Origin of the sequence: Paenibacillus sp. FSL M8-0212 (genome assembly GCF_038004645.1) — a bacterium.
Lineage (GTDB): Bacteria > Bacillota > Bacilli > Paenibacillales > Paenibacillaceae > Paenibacillus.
Window position 1 is genome coordinate 596,166 of sequence record NZ_JBBORP010000001.1, and the last position, 23,997, is coordinate 620,162.

At 45.4% G+C, this 23,997-nt stretch carries 27 protein-coding genes and 1 riboswitch; of the genes, 2 read left to right on the top strand and 25 right to left on the bottom strand.

Annotated features, from left to right (window positions below):
• Positions 1 to 132 precede the first annotated feature (132 nt).
• The 18 genes from MKX68_RS02605 to MKX68_RS02690 form a co-directional block, all read right to left on the bottom strand.
• Positions 133 to 555, bottom strand: coding sequence for a hypothetical protein (locus tag MKX68_RS02605; protein WP_264930265.1), 423 nt, complete (start codon positions 553 to 555; stop codon positions 133 to 135).
• A 108-nt stretch (positions 556 to 663) separates the two neighbouring features.
• A complete protein-coding gene (locus MKX68_RS02610) occupies positions 664 to 1,098 on the bottom strand; it encodes a GNAT family N-acetyltransferase (RefSeq protein WP_340908851.1) in 435 nt (144 codons plus the stop codon).
• Positions 1,099 to 1,137: 39 nt separating this feature from the next.
• Entirely contained in the window at positions 1,138 to 1,563 is a 426-nt protein-coding gene (locus MKX68_RS02615) for a GNAT family N-acetyltransferase (protein ID WP_340908854.1), read from the bottom strand.
• A 16-nt stretch (positions 1,564 to 1,579) separates the two neighbouring features.
• Positions 1,580 to 2,110, bottom strand: coding sequence for a CDP-diacylglycerol--glycerol-3-phosphate 3-phosphatidyltransferase (pgsA, locus tag MKX68_RS02620; RefSeq protein WP_340908857.1), 531 nt, complete (start codon positions 2,108 to 2,110; stop codon positions 1,580 to 1,582).
• A complete protein-coding gene (locus MKX68_RS02625; RefSeq protein ID WP_340908859.1) occupies positions 2,110 to 2,655 on the bottom strand; it encodes a ClbS/DfsB family four-helix bundle protein in 546 nt (181 codons plus the stop codon). Before MKX68_RS02625 ends, pgsA begins: the two co-directional genes overlap by 1 nt.
• Before the next feature lie 198 nt (positions 2,656 to 2,853).
• Positions 2,854 to 4,779, bottom strand: a complete 1,926-nt coding sequence (locus MKX68_RS02630; protein ID WP_340908861.1) for an ABC transporter permease — start codon at positions 4,777 to 4,779, stop codon at positions 2,854 to 2,856.
• On the bottom strand, positions 4,776 to 5,531 hold the full coding sequence (locus tag MKX68_RS02635; RefSeq protein ID WP_338592716.1) for an ABC transporter ATP-binding protein: 756 nt from the start codon (positions 5,529 to 5,531) through the stop codon (positions 4,776 to 4,778). Before MKX68_RS02635 ends, MKX68_RS02630 begins: the two co-directional genes overlap by 4 nt.
• 116 nt (positions 5,532 to 5,647) lie before the next feature.
• Positions 5,648 to 6,652, bottom strand: a complete 1,005-nt coding sequence (locus tag MKX68_RS02640; protein ID WP_338592713.1) for a sensor histidine kinase — start codon at positions 6,650 to 6,652, stop codon at positions 5,648 to 5,650.
• Positions 6,649 to 7,338, bottom strand: a complete 690-nt coding sequence (locus MKX68_RS02645; protein ID WP_036610298.1) for a response regulator transcription factor — start codon at positions 7,336 to 7,338, stop codon at positions 6,649 to 6,651. Before MKX68_RS02645 ends, MKX68_RS02640 begins: the two co-directional genes overlap by 4 nt.
• A 185-nt stretch (positions 7,339 to 7,523) precedes the next feature.
• Positions 7,524 to 8,288: an SDR family NAD(P)-dependent oxidoreductase gene (locus MKX68_RS02650; protein ID WP_338592710.1), complete on the bottom strand. Its 765-nt coding sequence runs from the start codon at positions 8,286 to 8,288 to the stop codon at positions 7,524 to 7,526.
• A gap of 49 nt (positions 8,289 to 8,337) precedes the next feature.
• Positions 8,338 to 9,018 (bottom strand): class I SAM-dependent methyltransferase, encoded by a 681-nt coding sequence (locus MKX68_RS02655; RefSeq protein ID WP_445259533.1) that lies wholly within the window; start codon positions 9,016 to 9,018, stop codon positions 8,338 to 8,340.
• A gap of 259 nt (positions 9,019 to 9,277) precedes the next feature.
• A complete protein-coding gene (locus MKX68_RS02660; RefSeq protein ID WP_315936834.1) occupies positions 9,278 to 9,661 on the bottom strand; it encodes a VOC family protein in 384 nt (127 codons plus the stop codon).
• A gap of 175 nt (positions 9,662 to 9,836) precedes the next feature.
• Positions 9,837 to 10,310: a GNAT family N-acetyltransferase gene (locus MKX68_RS02665; protein ID WP_338592705.1), complete on the bottom strand. Its 474-nt coding sequence runs from the start codon at positions 10,308 to 10,310 to the stop codon at positions 9,837 to 9,839.
• A gap of 340 nt (positions 10,311 to 10,650) precedes the next feature.
• A riboswitch (ZMP/ZTP riboswitch) is annotated at positions 10,651 to 10,732 on the bottom strand.
• A gap of 53 nt (positions 10,733 to 10,785) precedes the next feature.
• Positions 10,786 to 11,301, bottom strand: coding sequence for a GNAT family N-acetyltransferase (locus MKX68_RS02670; RefSeq protein ID WP_338592702.1), 516 nt, complete (start codon positions 11,299 to 11,301; stop codon positions 10,786 to 10,788).
• Positions 11,302 to 11,335: 34 nt separating this feature from the next.
• A complete protein-coding gene (locus tag MKX68_RS02675; protein WP_340908866.1) occupies positions 11,336 to 11,860 on the bottom strand; it encodes a YfiT family bacillithiol transferase in 525 nt (174 codons plus the stop codon).
• A 48-nt stretch (positions 11,861 to 11,908) separates the two neighbouring features.
• Positions 11,909 to 12,448 (bottom strand): GNAT family N-acetyltransferase, encoded by a 540-nt coding sequence (locus MKX68_RS02680; RefSeq protein ID WP_340915255.1) that lies wholly within the window; start codon positions 12,446 to 12,448, stop codon positions 11,909 to 11,911.
• Between the two features lie 8 nt (positions 12,449 to 12,456).
• Positions 12,457 to 12,996 carry a hypothetical protein gene (locus MKX68_RS02685; protein ID WP_338592697.1) on the bottom strand — a complete coding sequence of 180 codons (540 nt, stop codon included), beginning with the start codon at positions 12,994 to 12,996 and terminating at the stop codon, positions 12,457 to 12,459.
• A gap of 21 nt (positions 12,997 to 13,017) precedes the next feature.
• Positions 13,018 to 13,458: a hypothetical protein gene (locus MKX68_RS02690; RefSeq protein WP_338592695.1), complete on the bottom strand. Its 441-nt coding sequence runs from the start codon at positions 13,456 to 13,458 to the stop codon at positions 13,018 to 13,020.
• A gap of 185 nt (positions 13,459 to 13,643) precedes the next feature.
• Here MKX68_RS02690 and MKX68_RS02695 point away from each other — a divergent pair, with 185 nt between their 5' ends.
• On the top strand, positions 13,644 to 14,417 hold the full coding sequence (locus MKX68_RS02695; protein WP_338592693.1) for a sporulation protein: 774 nt from the start codon (positions 13,644 to 13,646) through the stop codon (positions 14,415 to 14,417).
• A 159-nt stretch (positions 14,418 to 14,576) separates the two neighbouring features.
• Here the strand turns inward: MKX68_RS02695 and MKX68_RS02700 are convergent, their stop codons facing one another.
• From MKX68_RS02700 to MKX68_RS02730, 7 genes are all read right to left on the bottom strand, one after another.
• Positions 14,577 to 16,544 carry a BglG family transcription antiterminator gene (locus MKX68_RS02700; protein ID WP_340908870.1) on the bottom strand — a complete coding sequence of 656 codons (1,968 nt, stop codon included), beginning with the start codon at positions 16,542 to 16,544 and terminating at the stop codon, positions 14,577 to 14,579.
• A 52-nt stretch (positions 16,545 to 16,596) separates the two neighbouring features.
• Positions 16,597 to 19,275, bottom strand: a complete 2,679-nt coding sequence (gene mngB, locus MKX68_RS02705) for a mannosylglycerate hydrolase (RefSeq protein WP_338592688.1) — start codon at positions 19,273 to 19,275, stop codon at positions 16,597 to 16,599.
• 249 nt (positions 19,276 to 19,524) lie between these two features.
• Positions 19,525 to 20,643 carry a PTS fructose transporter subunit IIC gene (locus MKX68_RS02710; protein ID WP_036610325.1) on the bottom strand — a complete coding sequence of 373 codons (1,119 nt, stop codon included), beginning with the start codon at positions 20,641 to 20,643 and terminating at the stop codon, positions 19,525 to 19,527.
• 29 nt (positions 20,644 to 20,672) lie between these two features.
• The gene (locus tag MKX68_RS02715) at positions 20,673 to 20,990 is read right to left on the bottom strand and encodes a PTS fructose transporter subunit IIB (protein WP_017689749.1); all 318 of its coding nucleotides are present in this window, start codon (positions 20,988 to 20,990) and stop codon (positions 20,673 to 20,675) included.
• Complete coding sequence (locus MKX68_RS02720) at positions 20,990 to 21,445, bottom strand: PTS sugar transporter subunit IIA (RefSeq protein WP_076209284.1); 456 nt, start codon at positions 21,443 to 21,445, stop codon at positions 20,990 to 20,992. The genes MKX68_RS02715 and MKX68_RS02720 overlap by 1 nt, the downstream gene beginning before the upstream one ends.
• 227 nt (positions 21,446 to 21,672) lie before the next feature.
• The gene (locus tag MKX68_RS02725) at positions 21,673 to 21,957 is read right to left on the bottom strand and encodes a hypothetical protein (protein WP_315936843.1); all 285 of its coding nucleotides are present in this window, start codon (positions 21,955 to 21,957) and stop codon (positions 21,673 to 21,675) included.
• Positions 21,958 to 22,020: 63 nt separating this feature from the next.
• On the bottom strand, positions 22,021 to 22,590 hold the full coding sequence (locus MKX68_RS02730; protein WP_338592678.1) for a DMP19 family protein: 570 nt from the start codon (positions 22,588 to 22,590) through the stop codon (positions 22,021 to 22,023).
• Between the two features lie 213 nt (positions 22,591 to 22,803).
• Between MKX68_RS02730 and MKX68_RS02735 the strand changes: the two genes are divergently transcribed.
• Positions 22,804 to 23,961, top strand: a complete 1,158-nt coding sequence (locus MKX68_RS02735; protein ID WP_340908876.1) for a glycosyltransferase family 4 protein — start codon at positions 22,804 to 22,806, stop codon at positions 23,959 to 23,961.
• Positions 23,962 to 23,997 lie beyond the last annotated feature (36 nt).

The window sequence follows — 23,997 nt, forward strand, 5'->3', positions numbered from 1 at the left end:
ATTTCTATACTGTTGTTCTCATTAGTTTAACAAAGATTAGCGTGGGTCGAAACGTCGCCTTACTTTAGATCACCAATTATTTACGCATAAAAAAAGAGAGCTCAGCTCCCTTTTCTCACGGTTGGTTCCTATTCACTTCTTGCTAATCTTAAACTTGAACGCCCAAGTCGCTGTGTTACCAGAATATCGGCCTCTGTTCTCGGTCACCACCACGGAAAGTGTCTTGTTGGTTGATTTGGAGAACGAAGATAGTTTGACGTTGGTGCTTTTACTCCCGTAATCGGGAATCTTGTCCTGTTCTTCGGCAATGGCCTCCAGTTTCAATGTACCCGTGGATTTCAGGTTTAAAGTGACTGACGAACCCTCCTCCAGATCTTTGCCGTTCACACTTGCTCCGATGGCCCACTCATTACCGACAGAGTTATTCTCGACAAGTTCTGCGCTCACCAGCGTCACGGTTACCTTAACCGTTTTGGCGGCAGCATAGGAGGTTGGGGAACATACGGCGAATACCAGGCTCAGAATCATGAAAACATTAGCCCATTTTTTGAACACAAGAGTGCCTCCCTCTTATTCGTTTCTTTTGTTAAGACTATGCCTTATTCGCCGTGTTCCTTAAGTAATCCTTCCACTTGTGTAAGAAATTTTCTCATGAAGTGCATGTTAAAGATGCTTCCGGTAACCCTGAACCTTCTCATCCTTGAAACCTAACTTCTCATAAAATATATGTGCTTCCTTACGCTGATCGCCAGACACCAGAATCATGTAATCACAACCCAGATCTTTTGCAATCCGCTCAATCTGCAGCATTAATCTCTGCCCAATGCCCTGCCTGCGTACCTGATCCGATACAATCACATTTTCCACAACCATGAACGGTTTGCATGGCCCCACCAGATCCATACACTCAACACCCATAACGGACCCAACCAGTTTGCCATTGTAAAATGCTCCAAGCACATGATAATGACCATTCTGCTGTATGTAATGAAACATCTTTTTCATCTGCTGTTCATTGGTAGACATTCCCATCAACTCATGGTATAGCTGGCTTAGTGCCGGTAAATCTTCAAGTTCGATTCCTTTAATGGTAACCATGATAACCCTCCTGATTTTGCCTATTTCGCACGCTTTGTCTTACATGAGGTCCTTTTTAAAATAATAATGACTGTGTCCAGTCGGTGCATTCTCGATCGTTGTGATTAATTGGTAGCCATGTTTCTTGTAAAATTCCGGTGCTTGATAGGAGAAAGTATTCAACATGACAAAATCACAAGATTTCTCTCGCGCAATTCGCTCAACTTCAAGCAACAACTGGGAACCATATCCCCGATGCCGTTGTTCAGAATCCACCCAAAGAATATCAATCTCCAGCCAGTTCCAGCAAAGTGTACTAAGCACACCTGCAACAATCTCGCCGGTCTCATTTTTGATATTGAAATTCAGTTCTTCGTACCGATGCCTTAATTCCTCGCTCACATGGGTCGCATTGTATGCGACTAATTGCTGGCGAACATACTCTGAATCTTGCTCGGTACTTGGGGTTATATTTCCTTTAGACATCTCCTAATCACTCCTTTTATCTCAACAGTTTATAATTTACGATAATGTAATTCATTCCCGATAAGAGAGTAACGACTGTTGCACCCCATAGTAATGCCACATCCACTCTGATATCAGTCAGCAAACTAAACGGAACATTATTCAACAAAATGGCAATGATCGCTGCCACCTGAAGCACCATTTTGATCTTGCCATATCGATCGGCTGCAAGAGCAATGCCCTGCTCTGTGGCTACCATTCGTAATGCAGTAATGACAATTTCACGTCCTATAATGATTACAGCAATCCATGAACTGATCATATTCTCCTGAACCATCATGACCAGCGCTACCGCAATCAACAGTTTATCCGCCAGTGGATCAAGCAACTTTCCCAGATTCGTGATTTGGTTATATTTCCTCGCCACATATCCATCCAATTTATCCGTACCTGCAGCTACTGCAAATATAATTAGTGCAATCATCACGCTTTGCTGATTGAGAAAACAGATCATAAACAATGGAATCAACGCGATTCTAGCCAACGTAATTTTATTTGCCAGATTCATTATACATCTATTCTCCCTTCATCCATGTTGGCTAAGTGACCTTTTTTCCATTTACGTAATCGGGTCCGAAAAGATTTAAAAGGGGCTACCGAATTAATCTGGATCCACTTCACCATAGCCCATCCGGGCTTGGTACCCGTCCACTGTCTCATCCCCTGTACAAATAACTCTTCTTCACTCAGTGAGTCAATCCAGTTCTGCAACTGTTGCTCTGTCTCCCGAAACAAAGAGCGCAGCTCCTCCAGCGTATAATCTGAATATTTTACGTAAAATGATTCATTTAACGGCCCCAATTGGTTCCATTTATACCCTGGTGCAGGCATATGACATTCATTTCCCAACTGCTCATTTCGTTCCCAATCCATCACCAGGTTCATCCATCCTAACTGGTAGGCGATCATCTGGGCAGGGGTCTTATCCACATCTTCAACCCACTTATCTTTGTCGCTGTTATGGATGTCCTCGAATTCACCCTCAAACAATACATAGGTGCGCCGAATCGTCTCACTTAACTCTTTCTTCGATGAATAGAGAACTCCAGGCACGTTACTTCACTCCCCTCGTTTCACCGTTATACATGAATCAGAAGCATGGACTCTATCATCATTTCGACTTAATTCCATTATCATCCTTTTTTTCATGAGGCATTATACTTAGAAAAAGAAAAAAGAGCAGTCTGTAATCATTACAGCCGCCCTTTACTCAACCTATTTTGCTATATCAGCATACTCCAGATCCCAATTCTATAAAGCTTCCTTAATCACCCGTTTATAGTACCACACAGACAACAGACCAAAAATCGAATATAACAATGTATAGACAATCATGACAATGACCGTAGGTGTCGCCAGCTCCGTACCAAAGAAGAACCAGCCTGATTTCACGGCAAAGTAACTATGGCTCAATCCCACGATGAGTGGAATACCGAAGTTAAACAACTGCTTGATCTGAATTCCACGCAACAGATTGCCTTGCGTAAAGCCGAGTTTTCGCAGAATGGTATAATTACCCTTCTCCTCTTCGCTCTCGTTCATTTGTTTAAAGTACAGGATACATCCCGATGTGATCAAGAACGTCAAACCCAAGAAACCAACAATGAACATAATCAGTCCCATATTATTACGTTGGTTATTTCTGAACTCAATCTGGGAGAAGCTCGGTGCTTCCAACTGCAGCTCCTTATATACGGCATATGCCTCTTCAGCCTGCCCCTCGTTCAGAATACGTACACCATAGTAATCAGCCCACTCGGATTTTTGCAGCTTGGGATTGAGATCCTGCCGCAGCTGCTGGTATACCGTCTCATCTACCACCGCTACAGGCGTGCCCCCAGTATAATACGTGGGAAGAACTCCAAGTTTGGTTGTTCCGATCAGTTGTTGTGCCAGCGTATGTTTCAACCCGCTCAAGACGATTGGACCTTTCTCCTGAATGGAAATTAACTGCTGAAGGGCATTTCCATATCCCATGAAGACCACTTCACCCGCTTGCAAATCAATGTTATCTACCATGTTGTCACTCAACACACTACTGAACAGGTACTGTTCCGTCACGGACTCATCCATCACTTCGTGAGCATCAATTTCAATATAAACAGGCTCTCTGTGCTTCTCTTCATATGGTATCTGTTTGTGTTTCAACTCGGCTACAAAGCGATCTTTCACATTTACCTGAGCAAAAGAGAAATCCTCCGGCAAGCTTTCCTTCGCCTGAGCCTCTGCCGAATAATACGAAATGTAACTGAGTGACAGCATGCCAATAGCAAGTGCCGACACGGTTGTAATAATCGTGAGCAGCAATGCATTGGATTTCATGCGGAACATGATTGAAGATAACGATAACACCTCATGAATGGATAGGTAGCCGTTTTTGCTTTTGCGAACCAAATTAAAAATAAAACTTACCGAACCCTTATAGAACAGGTATGTCCCCAGTATGACCGAGAACAGAATCAGGATCATCGTATACATCAACTGCTGCATATCCATTGCCTCACCGCTGAACAGCCGTGCAGACATGTAGTATCCATACACAATCAGAGCAATACCCAAGACGCCGATAATCATCTGTCCGACAGACATCTTCTGCACCTGCTGCTCCGTAGTCACCGACACCCGAAAGAGCGAGAGAATACTCTGTCTCTTGATAAAAGTGTAGTTCATCAGCATGATAAGCAAATACATTATCGTAAAAACAATCACCGTTTGCATCAGTGCCATCGGAGAGAAATACAATTTCGTAATCGCATCCACACCGAGAATTTTGAACAATATCATCAATACCAGCTTGGACGCAAGAAACCCAATTAACACACCAATAGCCATGGAGCCAAAATAAAGAATACTGTTCTCCGCACTCAAAATACCAAAAATTCTGCCTTTCGTCAGTCCGATCAATTGAAATAATCCAATTTCTTTGCTACGCCGCTTGATAAAGATCGTATTGGCATAGAGCAAAAAGATGCCGACAATGACGATTAACAGTACCGAAGAAGCGCCTATAGCCGCCGCACCTTTCGTTGAAGCAGCCACCTCATCCATGGAAGGATCATACTGTAACGTCACAAAGGAAAAATATAAGGCCACACTGAACACAAGCGCAAATACATAGAGATAATAATTCTTTAGATTTTTCCTGAGATTGCGGAAGATAATATAATTCAAGCTCATTGCTGTACACCACCCAATACGCCTTGGGTTTTGATAATATCGTTGAAGAACGATTGCCGTGACTCGTCTCCTTTATTCAGCTGGGTGTAGATCTGACCGTCTCGAATGAAGATCACTCTGCTACAATAACTTGCGGCAACCGGATCATGGGTAACCATAATGATGGTCGCCTTTCGTGCGCTGTTCATATCACTTAACTTGCCGAGCAGATCCGAAGCGGACTTGGAATCCAACGCTCCTGTCGGCTCATCCGCAAAAATGATACTCGGATCGTGGACAAATGCCCGTGCTGCGGACGTTCGCTGTTTCTGCCCACCCGAAATCTCAGATGGATACTTATCTTTTAATTCGTAGATTCCCAGTTCACGGGCAATCTGTTCAAACTTCCGGTGTGCCTCCTGTTTTGGAATGCTCGTGATCGAGAGCGGCAATAATACATTTTCCTTCACCGTAAGGGTATCCAGCAGATTGTATTCCTGAAAAATAAAGCCCAGATGATGTTTGCGGAACTCAGCCAGCTGTTTCTCCTTCATTCCGGTGAATTCCTTGCCCTCAATATCAATCGTGCCCTGACTCACCCGATCAATGGAGGAAAGTACATTAAGCAGCGTCGTTTTACCCGAACCCGAAGGCCCCATAATACCAACAAACTCTCCCTTACTTACCCCAAGATCAATCCCCTTCAGCACTTCCTGTTTATTCAGTTTATTCCCATAGACTTTATGAATTTTTTTGGCTTCCAGTATCCACATATCCCACTCACTCCTCTTAGATCTTCTGCAAAATGCTCATGTCTATATCATAGGCGGAATGTGCAGTGTTATCGTGTGATTCACCGAACAAAACCAAAAAGCATGTGACATTGTTGTCACACGCCTGCAAGATGCACCATGTCGTTTTTTCGCGGAAAAGTAAGTGTGACGATTGTGCCCTCGCCAAGAGAAGATTCTACATGAATGTTCATATGAAGCGTCTGGACAACCTGAAGAACCAAATATAGTCCCATCCCGGTAGCCGCCCCATCCATTCTGCCTCGGGTGGACGTAAATCCTTTATCAAATATACGCGGCAGATCTTGAGTCTCAATCCCTCGCCCGTGATCCTGAATCATGAGTATGATGTGTCCATCCTGTTCCCGACTTTCAATGAGGATATCCGATGAATCACTATATTTCACCGCATTACTCAACAATTGGCGGAGGATGAAGCCTAACCATTTGCTGTCTGTGAGCACGCGCGATACCATTAAAGACATATCAAAGCCAATGCCTTTGGAAATGCACCACGATTTCAACGCTCGTATCTCGCTATTCAATACTGGTTCAAGTTCCGTCTCTTCGATGAACAGATCATTATGCATAAACGGAATACGCTTCTGATGAAGCTGCTGATCCAGCAACTGATGAATTCGTAACCATTCATATGTCATTTGGCTCTGTAACTTGTCATCTGGCAAGCGCTCGATCATCAGTTGCAACGCAGTCAGTGGGGTCTTCACCTCATGAATCCAGGACAACATCTCGTCCTTCTCCTGTTCCAGAGCGATAAAATGATGTGAAGACTCCTTACGATACCGCTGTGTCTGGGAACTGACGGCCTCATGTACAATCTGCTCATATGGACTTTCGGCGATGTCGAGTTCTCCCAGATCATAGGTATGATCCCAGGTGCTCAATTTTTTATAGAAACGGGTTTCTTTCAGGTATCTCGCCCAGATAAAAACAAGACATACCACCACATTCAGTCCTACGATATACGCCACAGATTGGAATGGAATGGACGAGTCCAGGTAGGCCACCAATAAAATAATAAGTTGCATGCTTACCAGTAGCCATAACCAACTAGCCCTTTCTCGTATGTACTTTCCGATCATGCTTCTGCCTCTTCCGTTGCCATGTACCCCTGACCTACTTTGGTTTCAATGTAACGCTCCAAGCCGATGGGTTCAAGCTTCTTCCGTAACCGATTAACGTTAACCGTCAGCGTATTGTCACTCACGAAATGCTCATGATCCCACAAGCTCCGTATGAGGTCCTCACGGGTAACAATCTGATTTTTGTGCTCCACCAGCACTTTAAGGATAAACATCTCATTTTTCGTTAACAGGACAGATTCATCCCCGCAGGTCAGTGTATTTTTCACATACTCAATAGTGGCACCGCGCCAGGTTCGAAGTTCAATATGCTCTGTATTATAGTTATACACCCTCCGCAAAGTCGCTTGGATCTTGGCAATCAATACATCGAAATGAAAAGGCTTCTGGATAAAATCGTCTGCCCCCAAATGCATGGACATAACCATGTCCGCAGGATGATCCCGTGAGGACAAAAAGATTATCGGCACATTGGAGTGCGAACGGATTATCCGACACCAATGGAACCCGTCATATTGGGGTAACTGAATATCAATAATGACCAGTTGCGGCTGAATTACACTGTACTCCTGCAATACCTTGCCAAAGTCCTGCACACCATACACGTCATACGACCATTGGGACAAACGTTCCTTGATTTCACTGAATAACGATTCGTCGTCTTCAATGAGCATAATTTTAAACAAGAGACTTCACCACGTTTCTGATCTTCTAAGGTTGAAAAAGGTAATTAGACTCCGTTGTTGCAGGATCACCTTTACCGTTACGAATCGTTCTTCCGATCGTTGATTCCAGTGTACAGGGAAGTTGGGCTTATATCAAAAGGTATCCATGCTTTGTGAAGAAAACGATCCGAAATACATATATCATATTAGCTCTCCATGGTGTGTATAACATGGCTTGCATCACTGTTTTCGTCCATCCGCTCGATCAACTGCATCGCTACGTCTCGTGGCGATCTTAATTGTCCTGCTTCATATACTTGATTGAACATACCTGCAAGGGCGAATTCCTCTGCACTTTTGCCTCGTGCAACAGCCTGCAATTCCGTATCGACCATCCCCGGATCAAAAGCAATAATCTCAACAGGGTTCTGTTGGCCCGTTTGTTCCAAAGATACGCATTGGGTGAACATGTTCATGCCTGCCTTGGATGTACAGTACACTGCCATTGAAGGCGCGGGATAACTGCCCGAACCCGATGAGAGATTAACAATTTTACGTCTGGCGGACAGGTGATTTGTTTGTTGAATAAAAGATGAACTCAATATCATTGGCGCTGCGAGGCTGATGTTGAGACTTTGACTTATCTCTGCCGCACTGCACTGATTGATAGGTTTTAGAGGCTCCAGCATCGCTGCATTATTAATGAGTCCAATGAATTCAGCTTCCTGAGACGGAATTTCGTCCAATACACGTGTAACCAAATCATCAAGCCCCGTCAGATCGGATAAATCGTACTGAACATGGCGGTAACGCCCCCTCCATTCCTCGCCTGATTCCAACAGATCCGAACTCCCTCGTGAAATACCGTAAACGTAATCCCCCTTAGCCAATAATAACTCTGCAAGTTGTAAACCGATCCCTTTGGATGTGCCTGTAATGATAAAGTGTCTTCTTCCTGTTTCTGTTCCCATTTCGATAACACTCCTCCTCTATTTTCAATGCATGTTAATTCCACTATTCTTACGAGTTTTTCTTTCTCCACAACGTGGCCCACAGAAAAGGTACACCAAAACATGGTTCATGCTGCTCCATCGCCTTCATTGCACGGAACTCCAAACATTCAAAGCCATCTTCCAGCATGTAGCGAAGCTTCTCCTCCGTGAACGCAAGACCACCTCGCATCGACTTCTCTTGATACACCTGCCAATCATTCATAACGATCTCAGGTCCACCAATATCTCCAAAACCAGGAGCAAAACAAGTCATTCCAAAGTATCCTCCAGGCCGGAGTGCATTGTGGATCATCTCTATGTAGGGGATACGCTGATGTGGTAACAGATGATGCAGACAACCCGAGTCGTAGACAAGATCATATTCTTGCTCTGGGGTCAGTTCGAACACGGAGCGACATTCAAAATGCACGTCCAGTTGCTCCTCTGCCGCCCTCTCCTTAGCCCAGGCAATCGCTGTCTCCGAAAGATCATAAGCATCTACCTGATAGCCTTGGTGGGTTAAATACAACGCATTTCTGCCCGGGCCACAACCCAGTTCCAATGCCTTGCCACCTGTCAGCAGACCTGCATTCACATGCGTTACCAGATTCTCATCCGGTTTGTTTGGGAAAAAGGGGATTGGTCTGTTCCGATCCTCATAGAATGGCTCCCAAAATTGCTTGGCAGATCTGAAGTCCGCATCGAGCATATCATACAGATCCTGTACACTTTTAATCGTCTTTTCCACAACCACATTCCTCCTTCAATGCTCCATCCAAACCTTCATTTCTGACTATTCATTCCTCATCATTTTCAATAAATCAGCCACACTCTATTATAACATTTTTACCCAGTAGTTCTCTATTTTTCTTGTGTTTTCTACTTAAAAAACAGAAGCTTTTTCCCAACAAAAAAACGACCGACATGAATGTCGATCGCTTACAATCGTTGGGGTTTTGTGTTGTAACTTACTTCGCCCGTTCCAAGACTGCAAAGTAATTCCCTTCATTATCAGCAAAGTTGAAGACACGCCCGGTGGGCATCTCAACAATCTCTCCAACCGTTACATGTTTACCAGACAAGTCGGCATATAACTGATCCAGGTTTTCGGTGAAGAACATTAACGAAGGTGTGCCCAGATTTACACCCGCCGACATCCGCTCCACAAACTCCTTGTCATGAAGAATAATGCTTGTCTGCGAATTTGGGGTAGGCGCAATCTCAATCCATCTCATACCCTCGTCAAGGTTTACTTCATCCACAATGTGGAATCCTGCAACTTCCGTCCAAAATGCCAGTGATTCATCCTGATTGTTGACATACAACATAACCTGTCCGACTTTGCTAAACATGGATCAATCACTCCTCTGATCATCTAATCTCTTAACATCCTGCTTATCATTCCTCAAATTCCAATAGAGTATAACATGCGGGACAGCTTTTTTATCATCTTTCTTTGCAAGTACATGCAACTTAAACTGAAGTACACTTTTATGCTTCCACTACAATTAGTTTTTTGAAGTCCCCTTATAAGGTTTTAACAAGTGAAAGTCTATGAAACCCCGAGGTATAATAATTCATATCGATACTTTCCTTTTGAAAATTCATTCGTTCATAAAATACAAGCGCTGCTTCATTTTCTTTATGATCAAGTGTGTAAAGCATGACATCACTACATCCAAATTCAGCTATTTTTAAACATATTTTTGTAATCAGTGTACGTGCTACTCCCTGTCGAAGGTGTGATTTGCTTGTAACAACGCCAACGATTTCATACCGGTTAACAGTAGGCTGAAAGATATAACCAGCATGACCTATGACAACATCTGCTTCGTCAACCATGACATAATAAGCACTGATACGTTCATCCGTCATTTTTAAAAACGAATCCCAGCGCGCAGGATACTGATCGCGTATAAACGAAGGAAATTGAAATTCATGATCCGTCATCATTTTCAGCACGGCTGGCTGATCAATCGCTTGAAAAAGGCGAATAGTCATCTTTTTATCCCCTACCTCTTAGTGTACATGTAGACATCTTTTAAGTTACCAGCTTCATAATATGGATACTCTAGTTTTTGCTGAACTTGAAGGACGATCTCCGTAGACGTTAACATTTCGACCAAGTATAGACCCAGGTCAATGGAAGCCGTAACCCCCGCGCCAGTTACTGTATTACTATCACGCACTACACGCGCTGAAATTACTTCTGCACAATAAGGAGTCAATAAATCATAAGCAGATGAGTTGGTAGTAGCCTTTTTCCATTCAGGAAACCTGCTGCCGCCACCTGTCCTTTCATTCCCTGAATAATAAATAAAGTGTTTGATCAAAAGATCAAACACTTTGCCCAGGCGTACGGCATATAATATATGTGCTTCCTCGTGGTTCACTCCACGTTTACGCCAGTCACACATAACAGATATTTAACAACTAGTATACATGACATCTTTTCATCATTGTATATATTATGAAATTAATGCGTGGCTTTTAACTTCTTCGTAAGATAAAGTACAACATCGTCGTCCATAATTGTTTCTTCACCCGGCTGAATGTAATGATCATGCTTGTGTACACCGTGACCGTCTGGTATGTACCCGCGATGGGCATATAGAACTTGCGCTTTGCCATAATCAGAAAATACGCCTACACCAATGCCTGCTACATCCGTTCGTTCCAGAATAACTTCCTCTGCTCGGTCCATCAACCGTGAACCAATACCTTGGCGCTGGAACTTCATCAGCACATTAAAATCGTTAATTTCGGGAATGCCTTGTTCCCTGAAAGACGGGTAGCTGGAATACCACAATACATTCACGTATCCGGCAAATTCTCCATTTAACTCGGCTACCAAGGTTACGCGCTCCCCATTCTGTTGTTCAGCCAAGTAACGAAGATACTGCTCAGCGAATCTCCCCCAACCCTGCTCCTGAAACGCCTTTGATATAATTACAGGATCGCTCTCATTTAATAGTCTGATATGTACACTCAATGATGAATCCTCCTTAAAAAGATATTTCTTCTTGCTATATTCCCAGTCTATCCCGAAGCGATGTGATGTGAGCAACATGGTGTTTGCCATGCCAAGCATACATGCCCAGATTATAATCCAGTCTTGTCGTTTCTTCCGATGAGGGATGATAAAATTGTTTGGCATAATCTGCATCTGTCAACGCGTTTAACAGAAACACCCAACGACGATGGAGCGCATCCAGAATCTGAAGCGAGAATTCAACATCCAGGTCTCTTGAATCACTCAATTCAGCCCAGCGCTCTTCATAATAAGGCCGAATCGTTGGTGTATCCTCTGTCAGTGCCAACTTGAAACGAATCATACTGTTCATATGGCTGTCTGCCATGTGGTGAATGACCTGTTTGAGCATCCATCCACCTTCTCGATACGGCAGACTTAATTGCTCTTCACTTAGTCCCTTTACCGCTTCACGTGCGCGTTCAGGCAACTCAGCAATGTCCTGAATCCACTTCTCCCGCTGTGCCAAAGTAACTTCACCCGTGTGTACAAAAGGTCCTATCGGAAATCTTTCATTCATCCATTATTCCTCCTTGTTTCTATGATTCAAAATAACTTTTAACATTATCTAAGGAGCATATTCCATAAGCCAACAGTCTCTCATCTGTCCTTCATGCTGCTCATGTTTCTCCAACAGTTTAATCTTTTGGAAACCACATTTCTCGTAACAGGATATCGCTCGCAAGTTCCAGGATTGAGGGTCCATCACCACTTTACGGGCTTGTTTTTCATTAATCAGATAAGCCAGCATGGATTGCATCAACTGTGTACCCATGCCTTTATTCCAGTAGTCTACCTCACCAATAAACTGATCTGTTCCATAGATGATCTCATCCGTGTCTCCATAACCATACTCCGTTCGCTCTTCTTCCTCAAGCTCATAGAACTGAATGTATCCAATCGGATGTCCTCCATACTCAACGATACAACGAGTAGCATCATCTTTCTGATTGTAAAAATGTTCTTTCACTTGCTCCAAATCATGCGGCCGATCACGCCCTTCATAGTACTGAAGAACTTCCTGGTCTGACAGCCACTTCACCAGATGTCGTTCATCTTCTGTTTCCAAGAAACGTACGGTGATTTCATTCGATTCATATACATTCATCATTCTGATTACTCCTTATTGATCTCCAGATTCTCACCCGTAACCCAACTCAGATCCTTCCCTAACAAATGCTCGTTGTGAACATAATACACCATGGGATTCTCAAGCGGCTGAGTCGTTCCACCCAAAGATCTAAGCGTTAACCGCAACTTGTAACTCCCTATCTCATCAGGTATCGCAAATCCCATCAGAGTATCAGCTGATTTCATGGTTTTCCCCTGCGCCTTCAGATACTTTTCCAGAATGACTTGATCCAAATAGGAGCTGCCAACAGACGAAGGCATGTACCACGCATCATCTTGTTCCTCAGTGAATGTGACCCCTTCCCATCCCGGGACAACGGGATACACCATATGTTGATCCTTGTCTTCTCTTTTTCGCGTTATCTCTAACTCTATCTCAACTGCATCCGTATCAATCTGCCTGATTGTGCCTGCCATCACAACATCCTGTGCACTCACACTTGGAATTACATAGCTGTATATGAGCAGAGTCACCAAGAGAATTATCGCTATTCCCGTAAGCCAAAATATTGTACTTTTACGCATTGGTCTGATCCTCCCGTCTGGTTAATCATACTTCCGGAGCAGCTCCTTCTCTGTTAAAGATTGCGTTAACCTATCCAACTCGGGTGAAGCCGTCCAATCACTGGAGGTATTCAATCCATGTTTGATGGTATGGATCGCGCTATGTGCAGACATGTATATATTATGGTGGATTCCAGGTTGGACAATGATGTGCTCTCCTGCACGCATCACTCGAATCGAAAACATCTGATCGTCTCCATAACTGGCATACGCAATCCATCCGGTTTGCACCACATAAAACTCCGTTAGATTGATATGTACATGACTGTTTTGCCAAGCTCCCTGGGATGAAGCAACGGTTCTGCAATAATAACTGCCATCTTCTGCGATCATTTTATATTTCTGTTCCCCGTTCGCCATCTGCTCGAAGCTGGTTTTGACACCAGTCTCACCATATTTCTGTTCTGAAAATTCTGTGTTCAATCGCCTTCATCTCCTGACAAAAAATCCCTTTATTCTAACATTCGACATCGGCTAGGCGAATCTCCTGTTTGGGTATGCGATATATCTTTGCTAAAATTTGAAACGCTTCTCTTCCGGCTTCCGTATTAAGGTCGAAGTCGTATGTATCCCCTATAATAAAACCATCTGATCTGGAGGTTGAGCGCATGTCATTTTTTAAGAAAATGTTAGCCAGTGTAGGTGTTGGAGCAGCCAAAGTAAATACGGAATTGCATACACCAGAGGTCACACCTGGAGGAATCATCTCGGGAGTTGTGTACATTGAAGGTGGGGATGTGGAACAGAATGTAGATCGAATCTATCTTTCAATCAAAACCCATTACATACGGGAGCGCGATGATCGCAAAGTAAAAGAAACAGCTGTTATAGCCAAATATTTGCTCACCGAAGGATTTACCTTACAGCCTGGTGCCAAATTGGAGAAAGACTTCTCATTTGACCTCCCAGAAAATCTGCCGATTACACTGCATCGTGCAGAAGTATGGGTAGAAACAGGCCTCGATATCTCAAGCGCCGTGGACCCCTCAGATCGGGACAGACTGCATGTTGTTCCTAGCAAAGACATGAATACCGTGCTCGATGCAATTGATATCCTTGGTTTCAAACTGCGTGAAGTAACCAATGACTACGCACCAAAGCTGGGCGGCAATCTGCCATTTGTACAGGAATTTGAATTTGTACCAACAAACAAGTTCCGTGGGCATCTGGATGAGTTGGAAGTGCTGTTCTATCCGATGGGCGATTCGCTTGAGCTGCTATTACAGATCGATCGCCGCGCTCGTGGGCTCAGTGGAATATTCTCGGAAGCGATGGGCACGGATGAAAGTTTTGTGCGCCTGCATCTTTATGAAAGACATCTGGCGCGGGGTGCGCATTCTGTCGCTCAAGGACTGGAAGAAGTCATTTCCAAACATATCTAATCTATAGTTTGTGTAAACGAATAAAAACCGTCCTCTATCAGACAAATCTGATGAAGGACGGTTTTTCCCTTTTTAATATGAGCAATCAAAAAATCTGGGGATAACAGCGATCGGAAGGTTATTCTGTCATCGGAGTGTCAGTGGAATTATCCTTATATATTAATACACTTCGGTACTTTTCAGACTCAACGTTTCGCATACAAGTTGGGCAAAGGCATCGAAGCTGCCGCAGGATCGCAGGCTTTCCAGCTGTTCCTCCTGCCGAATCAACTCTACAAACAGATCATAGATACCCATCGCCTGTTCGTAATCCTCTTTGCAGATGGACAACATAAATACCGCATGCACTTCATTCTCCTCATCCCACGGAATCGGCTTCTCGAGCAGACATACGGATACGGTCGTACGGGTTGAACTCAGCTCCATGGGATGCGGAATCGCCATGCCTCTTCCAAGCGCGGTTGAAGCCATCTTTTCCCGTTCCTGCACAGCGGGCCAGAATTGCTCGGTTACAATTCCCTTCTCCAACAGCGCCCCGCTCATCTCAGCCATAAGTGTCATTTTGTCAGGCTGATCCGACCGAAACATGAACAACGCTGGATCAAAGTAACGCAGCAGCGTCATTTCCTCCTGCTCATCACTAGTTCGCACCAGATGCGTGATCGTTGCCATGTCGCGTTCCGATGGAATCGCAGCAATGACAGCCGACGGTTTGCCTTTGGACTCGCGTAACCGGATCGTGGAAATGACCAAGTCTTCGGGCACATTCCCCATCTCCTCATACTCTCTTAGCGAAACTACACGAGAGACCTCCAGCTCGGCAAACAAAGAGCGTAATCTGGATTCAAGAATACGGGCTGTGCCGTATCCTGACCCACAGACGAGTAATACGGATTTCCGTTTGCGATGAGGAATCTGGTATTTACGTTCCAATGCTGCACCAATATGAAGCGCCAGGTAACCAATCTCACTGTCATTGATCTCATGAGGTACGTATGTCTGTAGCTGTTTCACTGCACTGATCGTAATCTCATAGGCCAGTGGATAATATTTACGTATATGTCCGAGCAGTGGATTCCGCATATTCATACCATGTTCCAACCTAGTAATCATGGGCTTCAGATGGGCATACAGATCATTCGGCAAGCGTTCATCATCCCGCAGATCATAGGTGTAGCGATCATAGATATGTCCCAGCATCTGCTGTACAGCAACATATAACGGGTCACTTCGAAGTCCATTCCAATCGGTAGCGGTCATTTTTTTGCTAACAATGTGCAGCAGCAGATAATCTCGTTCTCCAACTGGACAATGAATGGAATATAACGACTCCAGATCCTGAATAATCTGCTGCGCAAGCTGCTGATCCTGAGCATTCGCCTCCACTTTCTCGAATTGCTTCAGTTCATGTCCCTGCTTAATACGCAATACCATAACCGCAAGATGCGTAATCAGATCTTTCAGTGCCACATCTGCAATACGAACATCCTGTTGGCCTACATGGCGAATGACAATCTCGCGGATGTGCGCTGGTTCAATTGGATACAACAAACGTTCCTGTGCAATGGTCATTCCTTCAGGACCCAGTTCTTCATCTCGCGTATCGGCGTACTCGGCAAGGCAATAACGGAACCTTTGCTCGTCTCCAACAACCTTCACACCATGTCCTGGCTTGATCTTAAGCTGAAGCTGGTAGGTTTCCAGAATCTGACGAATGATTTTCAGATCATTGTTCATCGTTGCACGGCTTATAAACAGCTGATCAGCGAGGTCTTCCATCTTGATATGACCCGGTTCACCAAGCAGCTTGAACAATTCATAACGGATACGCTCATCCGGTGACCCAGGTACGGGCGCACCTTTTTGCCGATCATCCTGTCGTTCCTCCAACAGCTCATCATACCGCTTTGCATCATGCACACGAATGGAATATCCCCGTCCACGCTTGGACTCCAGGCTCCCGCCATGCCCCTCTAGGATATGATCCAACTTTTTCAGATCATCCCGAATGGTACGCACGGTTACCTCCAGCTTGTCTGCAAGTGCTTGGCTCGTCCAAGCCTGTTCCTGTCCTTCACCATGAATGAGTTGGAACAGCTTTTTCAACCGTTTTGTTGGAAAAATCATACCGATATCCGACCTCCCTTCTGATCAGGATTGTGTATAACTAAAGCTTACTTTATATCGATACAAGTACAGTCATCAATTTGCAATGTGCAAGCTCCGGCAAACGAACGACCTCTTCTCCATCGGTTAACTTCTGCTGATGCTCCAATGGTTGTTCCGCAAGGGATACACGCTCTGCATGTACAGCCTGATTGAAGTGCATGTTCACGTTAGCAGACTGTGACAGATACGGATTGAAGACACGTACAATGTATCCGTCACTCTGCTCTGCTTTCTTGAAGCTGCTTAACACCACGTTGGAATCGTCGCTGAACGACATCAGGCTGTAGTCTGTATCAAGAACACGTTCCTCATCGCGGAAAGCAAAGATCAGTCGTCCATTCAGAAAGTCGCATAGCTGATAACTGCTGATCGGTGTCAGATATTCACGTGCAGCACGGGCTACATTTGCTTCGTCGAATCCAGAAGTCTGGATATGCAGGCCAAAGGTAAAGGAGAGCTCGCCGAGCAATTGCGCGTCAGGTGTTGCTACAATTTTCTCACCGGAGGCCCGGCCAGGACGATACAACAGGTTTTCCTTACCCATGAAACCGAATGTGCGGAACAAGGTCAGGGCAATGGTATCCATTTGCTCACCAATAATCTCGTACTCACGTACACCTTCCGTCATCACAGCCATACCATGCGAACCGTTGTTCAACCCGGCATAACTCTGCATCGCTTCAATGGTGATTGGTTTCTCCTGCCATTGTTCGCGCTCCCATACCTCCACTTCTGGCAATGAGGTTGGACGAGCAATCACACCGAAAGGCTGATCTGCAATGGATAGGGCGGAAGCAATTCCTGTATCAAAAAGAACACGCAGACGGTGGCTGAACACCTCATTCTGCACCTGAACCTGGAAGCGGATCAGCTTCTCTCCTTTGCGAAGAGATATCTGCACCTGCATTGGCAATGCTCCCGACGTGATGCCTGCGGCGCGCTCTTCCAGATCGTAGGGAACATCCAGCGTGAAACGCAGGGATAGTGTCTGAGATACGGACGTTTGGGTAGTAGTCGCACTCATCTGACTGCCTGCCGAAGAAACAATCAGATCCCGCTCAGGTGGAGAATAGTTGTAGGAATCTCCGTCATCCCCGTTATCTTCAAAGACCATTTGATCCGCATACACCTGCCCAGATCGCTTGTCTGTAATTTGCAAGGTACCGTTTGCTTGCAGTGCAATGGTGAAATGTTCATTTTCAATCGTTTCCCCGTTACGCCGCTCCATGACAGGTGCAGTTCCCTGACTGAAATCAAACACAATCTGGGTGTAACCCATTGCCGGGACTTCTTGCAATGCCACCAGCAGCTTCGCGCGATATACGCGTTCCGGCAGATGCACTTTGCGACTTGGATTCAGGTCAATGTGTTGTCCAAGCACATAATCGGTCTGATCTGCTTTTTCCACAATGGTGTAGGCAAGCTCGCGTCCCTTCGTATCCCGAATGACAAAAGATTCTTCCGGAATATAAGCTTCAATCTCGGTAACCCCGCCTCGCACATACGGTAGCGTGTTGAACAGGGTGAACGCAAATGTCTCCTCCTGCTGAATCGTTGAAGCAATCATCCGCATATGGAGGTCGAGCAAATTCAGTGCGATATCGTAGGCCTGTTTGTAACGGAACGCAACGTCCTGATTCGTTGTATCGCTGTTACAACCGCCGATGCTGTCATGTGCCGCATTCTCAAACAATAGCTTCCAGATGTCCTCCACAATGCGATGCGGGTAATCATGCCCGAGAGAATGGCTAATGGCAAGCACAGGTTCTAGCGTGTTAGCGATCAGATTCTCAATCCGGTTATTCTGTTGTTTAAGATCGGCACGGGTGGAAAAAATGGACTTGTGAATACGCATGTGCTTGGCTTCCATTAATTCACCCCGAAGTACAGGCAAATATTGACTATCTGCTTCGATCTCCGCCAGAAAACGTTCCGGTTCATTCATCACATATTCGCGTTTTGTATCCAGCGCATTGAACCGTTCAATCAACTCAGGCAGGTTCAACCGGACAGGTGCCTGATCAAACCCATTAGGGAAATAGATATGCTTGGTCGAGGCTTTCCGTTCAAGCGCACCAATCTGTTTCTCCAGATAAGGGATCAGATCTTCCTCATTCTCTGGAATGTTACCGCCGTAGTAATACCCGAACGGCATCTGCACAGCAAATACACGACTACCGTCCGATCCTTCCCACGTAAACTCGGTATGTGGATTCGTATTATCTGATACGCCTCTCCAGAACAGGAAACGTTCGATGCCGAACTCCCGATAAATCTGCGGCATCTGTGCCGATTGTCCAAACGCATCCGGGACGTAACCAACCTTCATCGCATGTCCGTACTTTTGTGCCGTTTTCATACCATAATACAGGTTTCGGACCATGGATTCACTGGAAATCACCAATTGATCCGTCTGTGTATACCAGGGTCCCGTCATCAGTCGTTTGGCTGAAACCAGTTGGCGGATACGTTCCTCATCTTCTGGACACCAGCGGATGTAATCATCCAGCAGTGAGCCCTGTGCATCCAGCAGGTAATAATGAAATCCTTCGATATTCTCCAGTGCGTTCAATACTTCCTTGACGTGTTTGACAAGATACACTTTGGAACGGGAGGTCGTAAAATACCATTCCCGGTCCCAGTGTGTATGTGGAATCACATGTACTTTGGTACGATTTCTCTCACTCATATCTCTATATCCCTCCAGATGCCTTTTTAAAGGTTGTTCAAAAAAGTCCGCTTTTGATTACGAGGGATGCCTGTTGGCATCATCAGCATCGAATATGGAATTCAGCCGAAATAAGTGGATGCTTACGAAGTATGTTTCCTTCGGAAACATTGTAGTTGCTCACGTAGTTTTCCCTACGCTCCGCTACTCCATTTCTACCTTCATCCCATCTTCTCGATACTGAAAAACGATCTTTTTGAACATGTACTTTTAGTCAAAAACGAGTTCGATTTCTTCCCCGTTTTTCTTCACTGAAGCTTCCTGAGTCTTGGCAGGTTGTTTCTCTTCTTCATCACGGAAGTTCACCAGCATGGTGCCTCCCGCCACGATCAGTGCGCCGACGATGCCTCCGGCAAGGTAGGCGATTGGGGTACCTACTGACACAGCTCCATATAAGCCGCCAATTGGTGGCATGATGATATGTGCTCCCAGCAATGCAGTCAGGGCAGCGCCCGTTGCACAGGCAAACATGTTGACCAGAATCATCTTGGCAGGGTTACGCAGTGTGAACGGAATAGCACCTTCCGTGATACCGATCACGCCCATAATCACTGCACCTTTGCCCGCTTCCTGATAGGTTTTGGAAAAACGTTTCTTCATCAGCAATGTCGCCAAGCCATAACCAAGCGGCGGGATGCAGATGGCAATATTAATGAAAATATTCGGCAGATATACACCGGACAGGAACAGGGCGTTGCCTGCCATCCATGCCGCTTTGTTGACGGGTCCGCCGAGATCAAATCCGATCATCGCTCCCAGAATAATCGCAAGCACAACGGTATTGGTTCCGCTCTGGCTCATGTTTTGAACCCAAGCAATGAGATACTCATTCAGTGCGCCCAGTGGACCACCCAGAATGACCGCCATCAGAAATCCGGTTAAACCAACGGTAATCAGCGGTAAAATGATTAACGGTACCGAGCCAGCGGCCGGACCTGTAATTTTAACTTTGTTTTTAACCCACAAGGTGATGTATCCGGCAAAAAAACCGGAGATCAACGCGCCCAAGAAACCGGCGTTGGTCTGCTGTGCCAGCACCCCGCCGATCAGACCTGCGGCCAGCGCAGGTTTGTCGGCAATGGAGTACGCAATGTAACCGGACAGGACAATCGTCAATAGTCCGATGCCGCTCCATCCTACATTTTGCACGAGATATAAAATATGCAAGAATCCGCTTCCATCTTTGTACGGATCAAGATCAGTAATGCCCATTGATAGTGCGATAATTTTACAGATGGCAACGACCAGGGAACCCGCGATAATGACCGGCAGCAGATAGGAGATACCTGTCATTAGATGTGTTTTTGCTTCACCAAACCATTTTCTCATCGTACTCTCTCCTCATGTGGAAGGTGGGGTTAAGCTTGTGCGTTCACAGCCTCAACAGCTTTGGTTAATACCGCTTCTGCCTGACTTACGGCATGACCGATTTTGACACGTACGACTTTTTTATCGCCAAACCGATCCATGTCCTTCACCGTTTGATCCGCTGCAATCAGGACAAAATTCGCTGCAGCAATATCTTCTTCCGTCAGCTTATTGACTTGTCCCATAGCTCCCTGCTGTTCCACTTTGATCTCATATCCCAGTTGCTGAGCTGCTTTCTCCAATGCTTTGGCGGCCATCGGAGTATGGGCGAGACCTGCGATACATGACGTTACACCTACGATTTTCATTATGACACCAGTCCTTCCGTATATTGATGAAGCAACGTATATACATCTTCCGGCTGCACCGCTTCTGCGATGGCCTCTTTGAATGAATCTTCCAGCAATAAGGTGGCAAGTGAAGAGATGATTTGCAGATGGGATACGTCTACATGACCTTTAGGCACAAGGATGGCAAAAATATATTTTACCGGCTTGCCGTCATGAGATTCCCAATCAATGGGCTCCCGTAATCGAATGACCATCACTGCCGGACGTGTTACAACTTCACTCTGGGTATGGGGAATCGCAAAGTGATCCTGAAGTCCGGTGGAGTAGACACGTTCGCGCTCCCACAGATCAGCCGCAAGTTGTGCACGGTTTGTAGTGATGCTGTAACGCTCTGCCTCCGCAGATATAAAATCAAATACGTCCTCTTTGCTATGCAATGTCTGATCGAGATAAATCTGATTGGTTGTAATCATGATCTCTGTCTCTCCTCCTCTCTCTATCCAAAACGATAAGCGCTTACAAGATCATTGTAACGGATTCTGCCTTGACCTTGGATCTAGAAAATTTCCCCTTCGAAGCGGAAAAACATTAGCCATAGCAAAAACCCTGAGTCTAATAGACTCAGGGCCGTTGTCATTGAGTTTTAATTCATGTGCTGCAAAGGCAGCGTAAGGAACATGTATCCTACTTGGACAATACTTCAGGAACGCTGTGTCCAGCGCTGCATTCCTGATCGAAGACCATAATATGCTGCGGCGAGCAAAACGAATCCGGCAACAGCCATGATCATGGATGTTATATCCCACCGAACCATAGTTCCAAAAGCAACCTTGGATTGCAATGGGGTACCAGAAGAAGCGGTGTTCATCAGATCAGGTACGTAATTCATGGTCATGATCATGCCTTGAATGACATTCCAAGCTGCAAAACCGATGATGAATAACAGGGTAACCAGAACGGATTCCGTCGCTAATCGTTTGTTCATACTTGTCATTTACCTCCTCAATTATAGTTAGGAAGGATGCCTTTATACGAAGTCTCTTTCCATTTAATTGGACAAGATGTGCTGCATCTCCTGTTTCAAACGATCTTTATTTTCGTCCACATACTGATACAGCATGTCGAAGCTTTCTTCATTATCCGATTGCATGCTCAAATTCGCGGCTTCCAGTTCAATCTGCTGCAATACCTCATGAATCTGTTCCCCGTGTGTTTGCAGGCTTGTCGTGATGTCGTCTTCGGACAGGCCATTCACATTATCTCGTAATTGCCCGTGCGTTACGCCGCTTTCGGACAACATCTGCTCTATCTTCTTCAAGATCACGGCATCTGCATCATTGCCGATCCGCTCCATAGCTGTTATCGTCTCACCCAGATACTGTCCGCTGGCATTCTCAAGGAAACCGGTCATCCCGTTCATGGACAGCTCGGTATCCAGATCGATGATCAGAATGATATCTCGCAATACTTGCGGAAGTTCCTGCCCACTTTCTCGAATTGTCGCAAATTCAGCCCGATAAAGGTCCATGGCAACACTACCCACCACTTCTTCACCTGACATCTCCTCAAGCTGATCGAGTGGTAACAACTCCTGCAATTCTTCTTGTAACTTGTTCATCTTTCTCTGCCTCCTGTATCTCTCTGTCTATCTATACGCCGACACGTTATTACATCATATCAGAATACGCTATATAAGTTGAACTTATGGAAGTTGGTATAGTATATCCTTTAACAAATTTACAGGGAATATCGTCAAGTTAACGTGCACTTGACCTCTGGAAAATGTTCCGCTGTTATGATCTTGACATCACGAGTCTTGGGAGGGGTAATGATGCGACTGGCCTTGTTCACAGACACCTATCTTCCGGAAACCAATGGTGTTGCTGGCACGCTCCACCGCTTGAGTAACCATCTGAACCGCAGAAGAATTGAACATCTGCTGTTTACGCCGAACTCCGTCATTGAAGGAAGCCATGAGACTCAAGTCCGATCGGTTGCCAACATCCCTTTTTTTCTGTATCCCGAATGCCGCATTGCTCTACCCAAAAGAGCAGACACACACAAGCAGCTACACACCTTTCAGCCCGATCTGCTGCATATCGCCACGCCTTTTAATATGGGGCTGCTTGGTCTGAGGTATGCGCTCAAACACCATCTTCCGCATGTTGTCTCCTACCATACCCACTTCGATCGTTATCTCGAATACTACCGGTTGAAAAGTATGATTCCTCTCTACTGGAAATATATCCAATGGTTCCACCGTGCCTGTGATGCAACCCTAACTCCATCGCAGGAAACGTTAAACACCTTGCAAGCCCAAGGCATTCAGCGTCTGAAACTTTGGTCTCGCGGGATTGATTGTAATCTGTACTCCCCTGATAAACGCAGCTCGGATATCCGTAAAAGATACCACATCACTGCTCCCCTTATTCTACTCTACGTTGGACGCATTGCCCCGGAAAAAGATATCGCTACACTCACGACTACCATGCAGCAGTTGCCACAGGAAATGCAGTCCCGTGTACACTGGATCATCGTTGGCGACGGCCCATCCCTCCCGAAAATGCGTCTGCAATCCCCACCAAATGTCACCTTTACAGGATATATGCATGGGGAAGAACTTGCTGTTATGTATGCTTCGGCAGATCTGTTTGTGTTTCCTTCCTCTACGGAGACATTTGGCAATGTGGTGCTGGAAGCGATGGCTTCAGGACTTCCTGTAGTGGCGGCCAATGCCGGAGGTGTAAAAGATCTGGTATCCCACCACCGCAATGGTGTATTATTCGAGCCAGGTCAGGCTGATGCACTGATTCGGGAGATATGTCTCTGGGGAAATCACGTGAACCAATTGAGGATGATGGGACTGGAAGGCAGAAAGCTGGCTGAGCAGCGGTCGTGGGAGCATATTTTTGACACACTAATCGGGGATTATGAGGAGGCTATAGAACATCGGAATAGACAAACGAAAGATCGAATTATTACAGCGTAGTCAGATGTCTTGAGGTTATGCCAACAACCCATAACA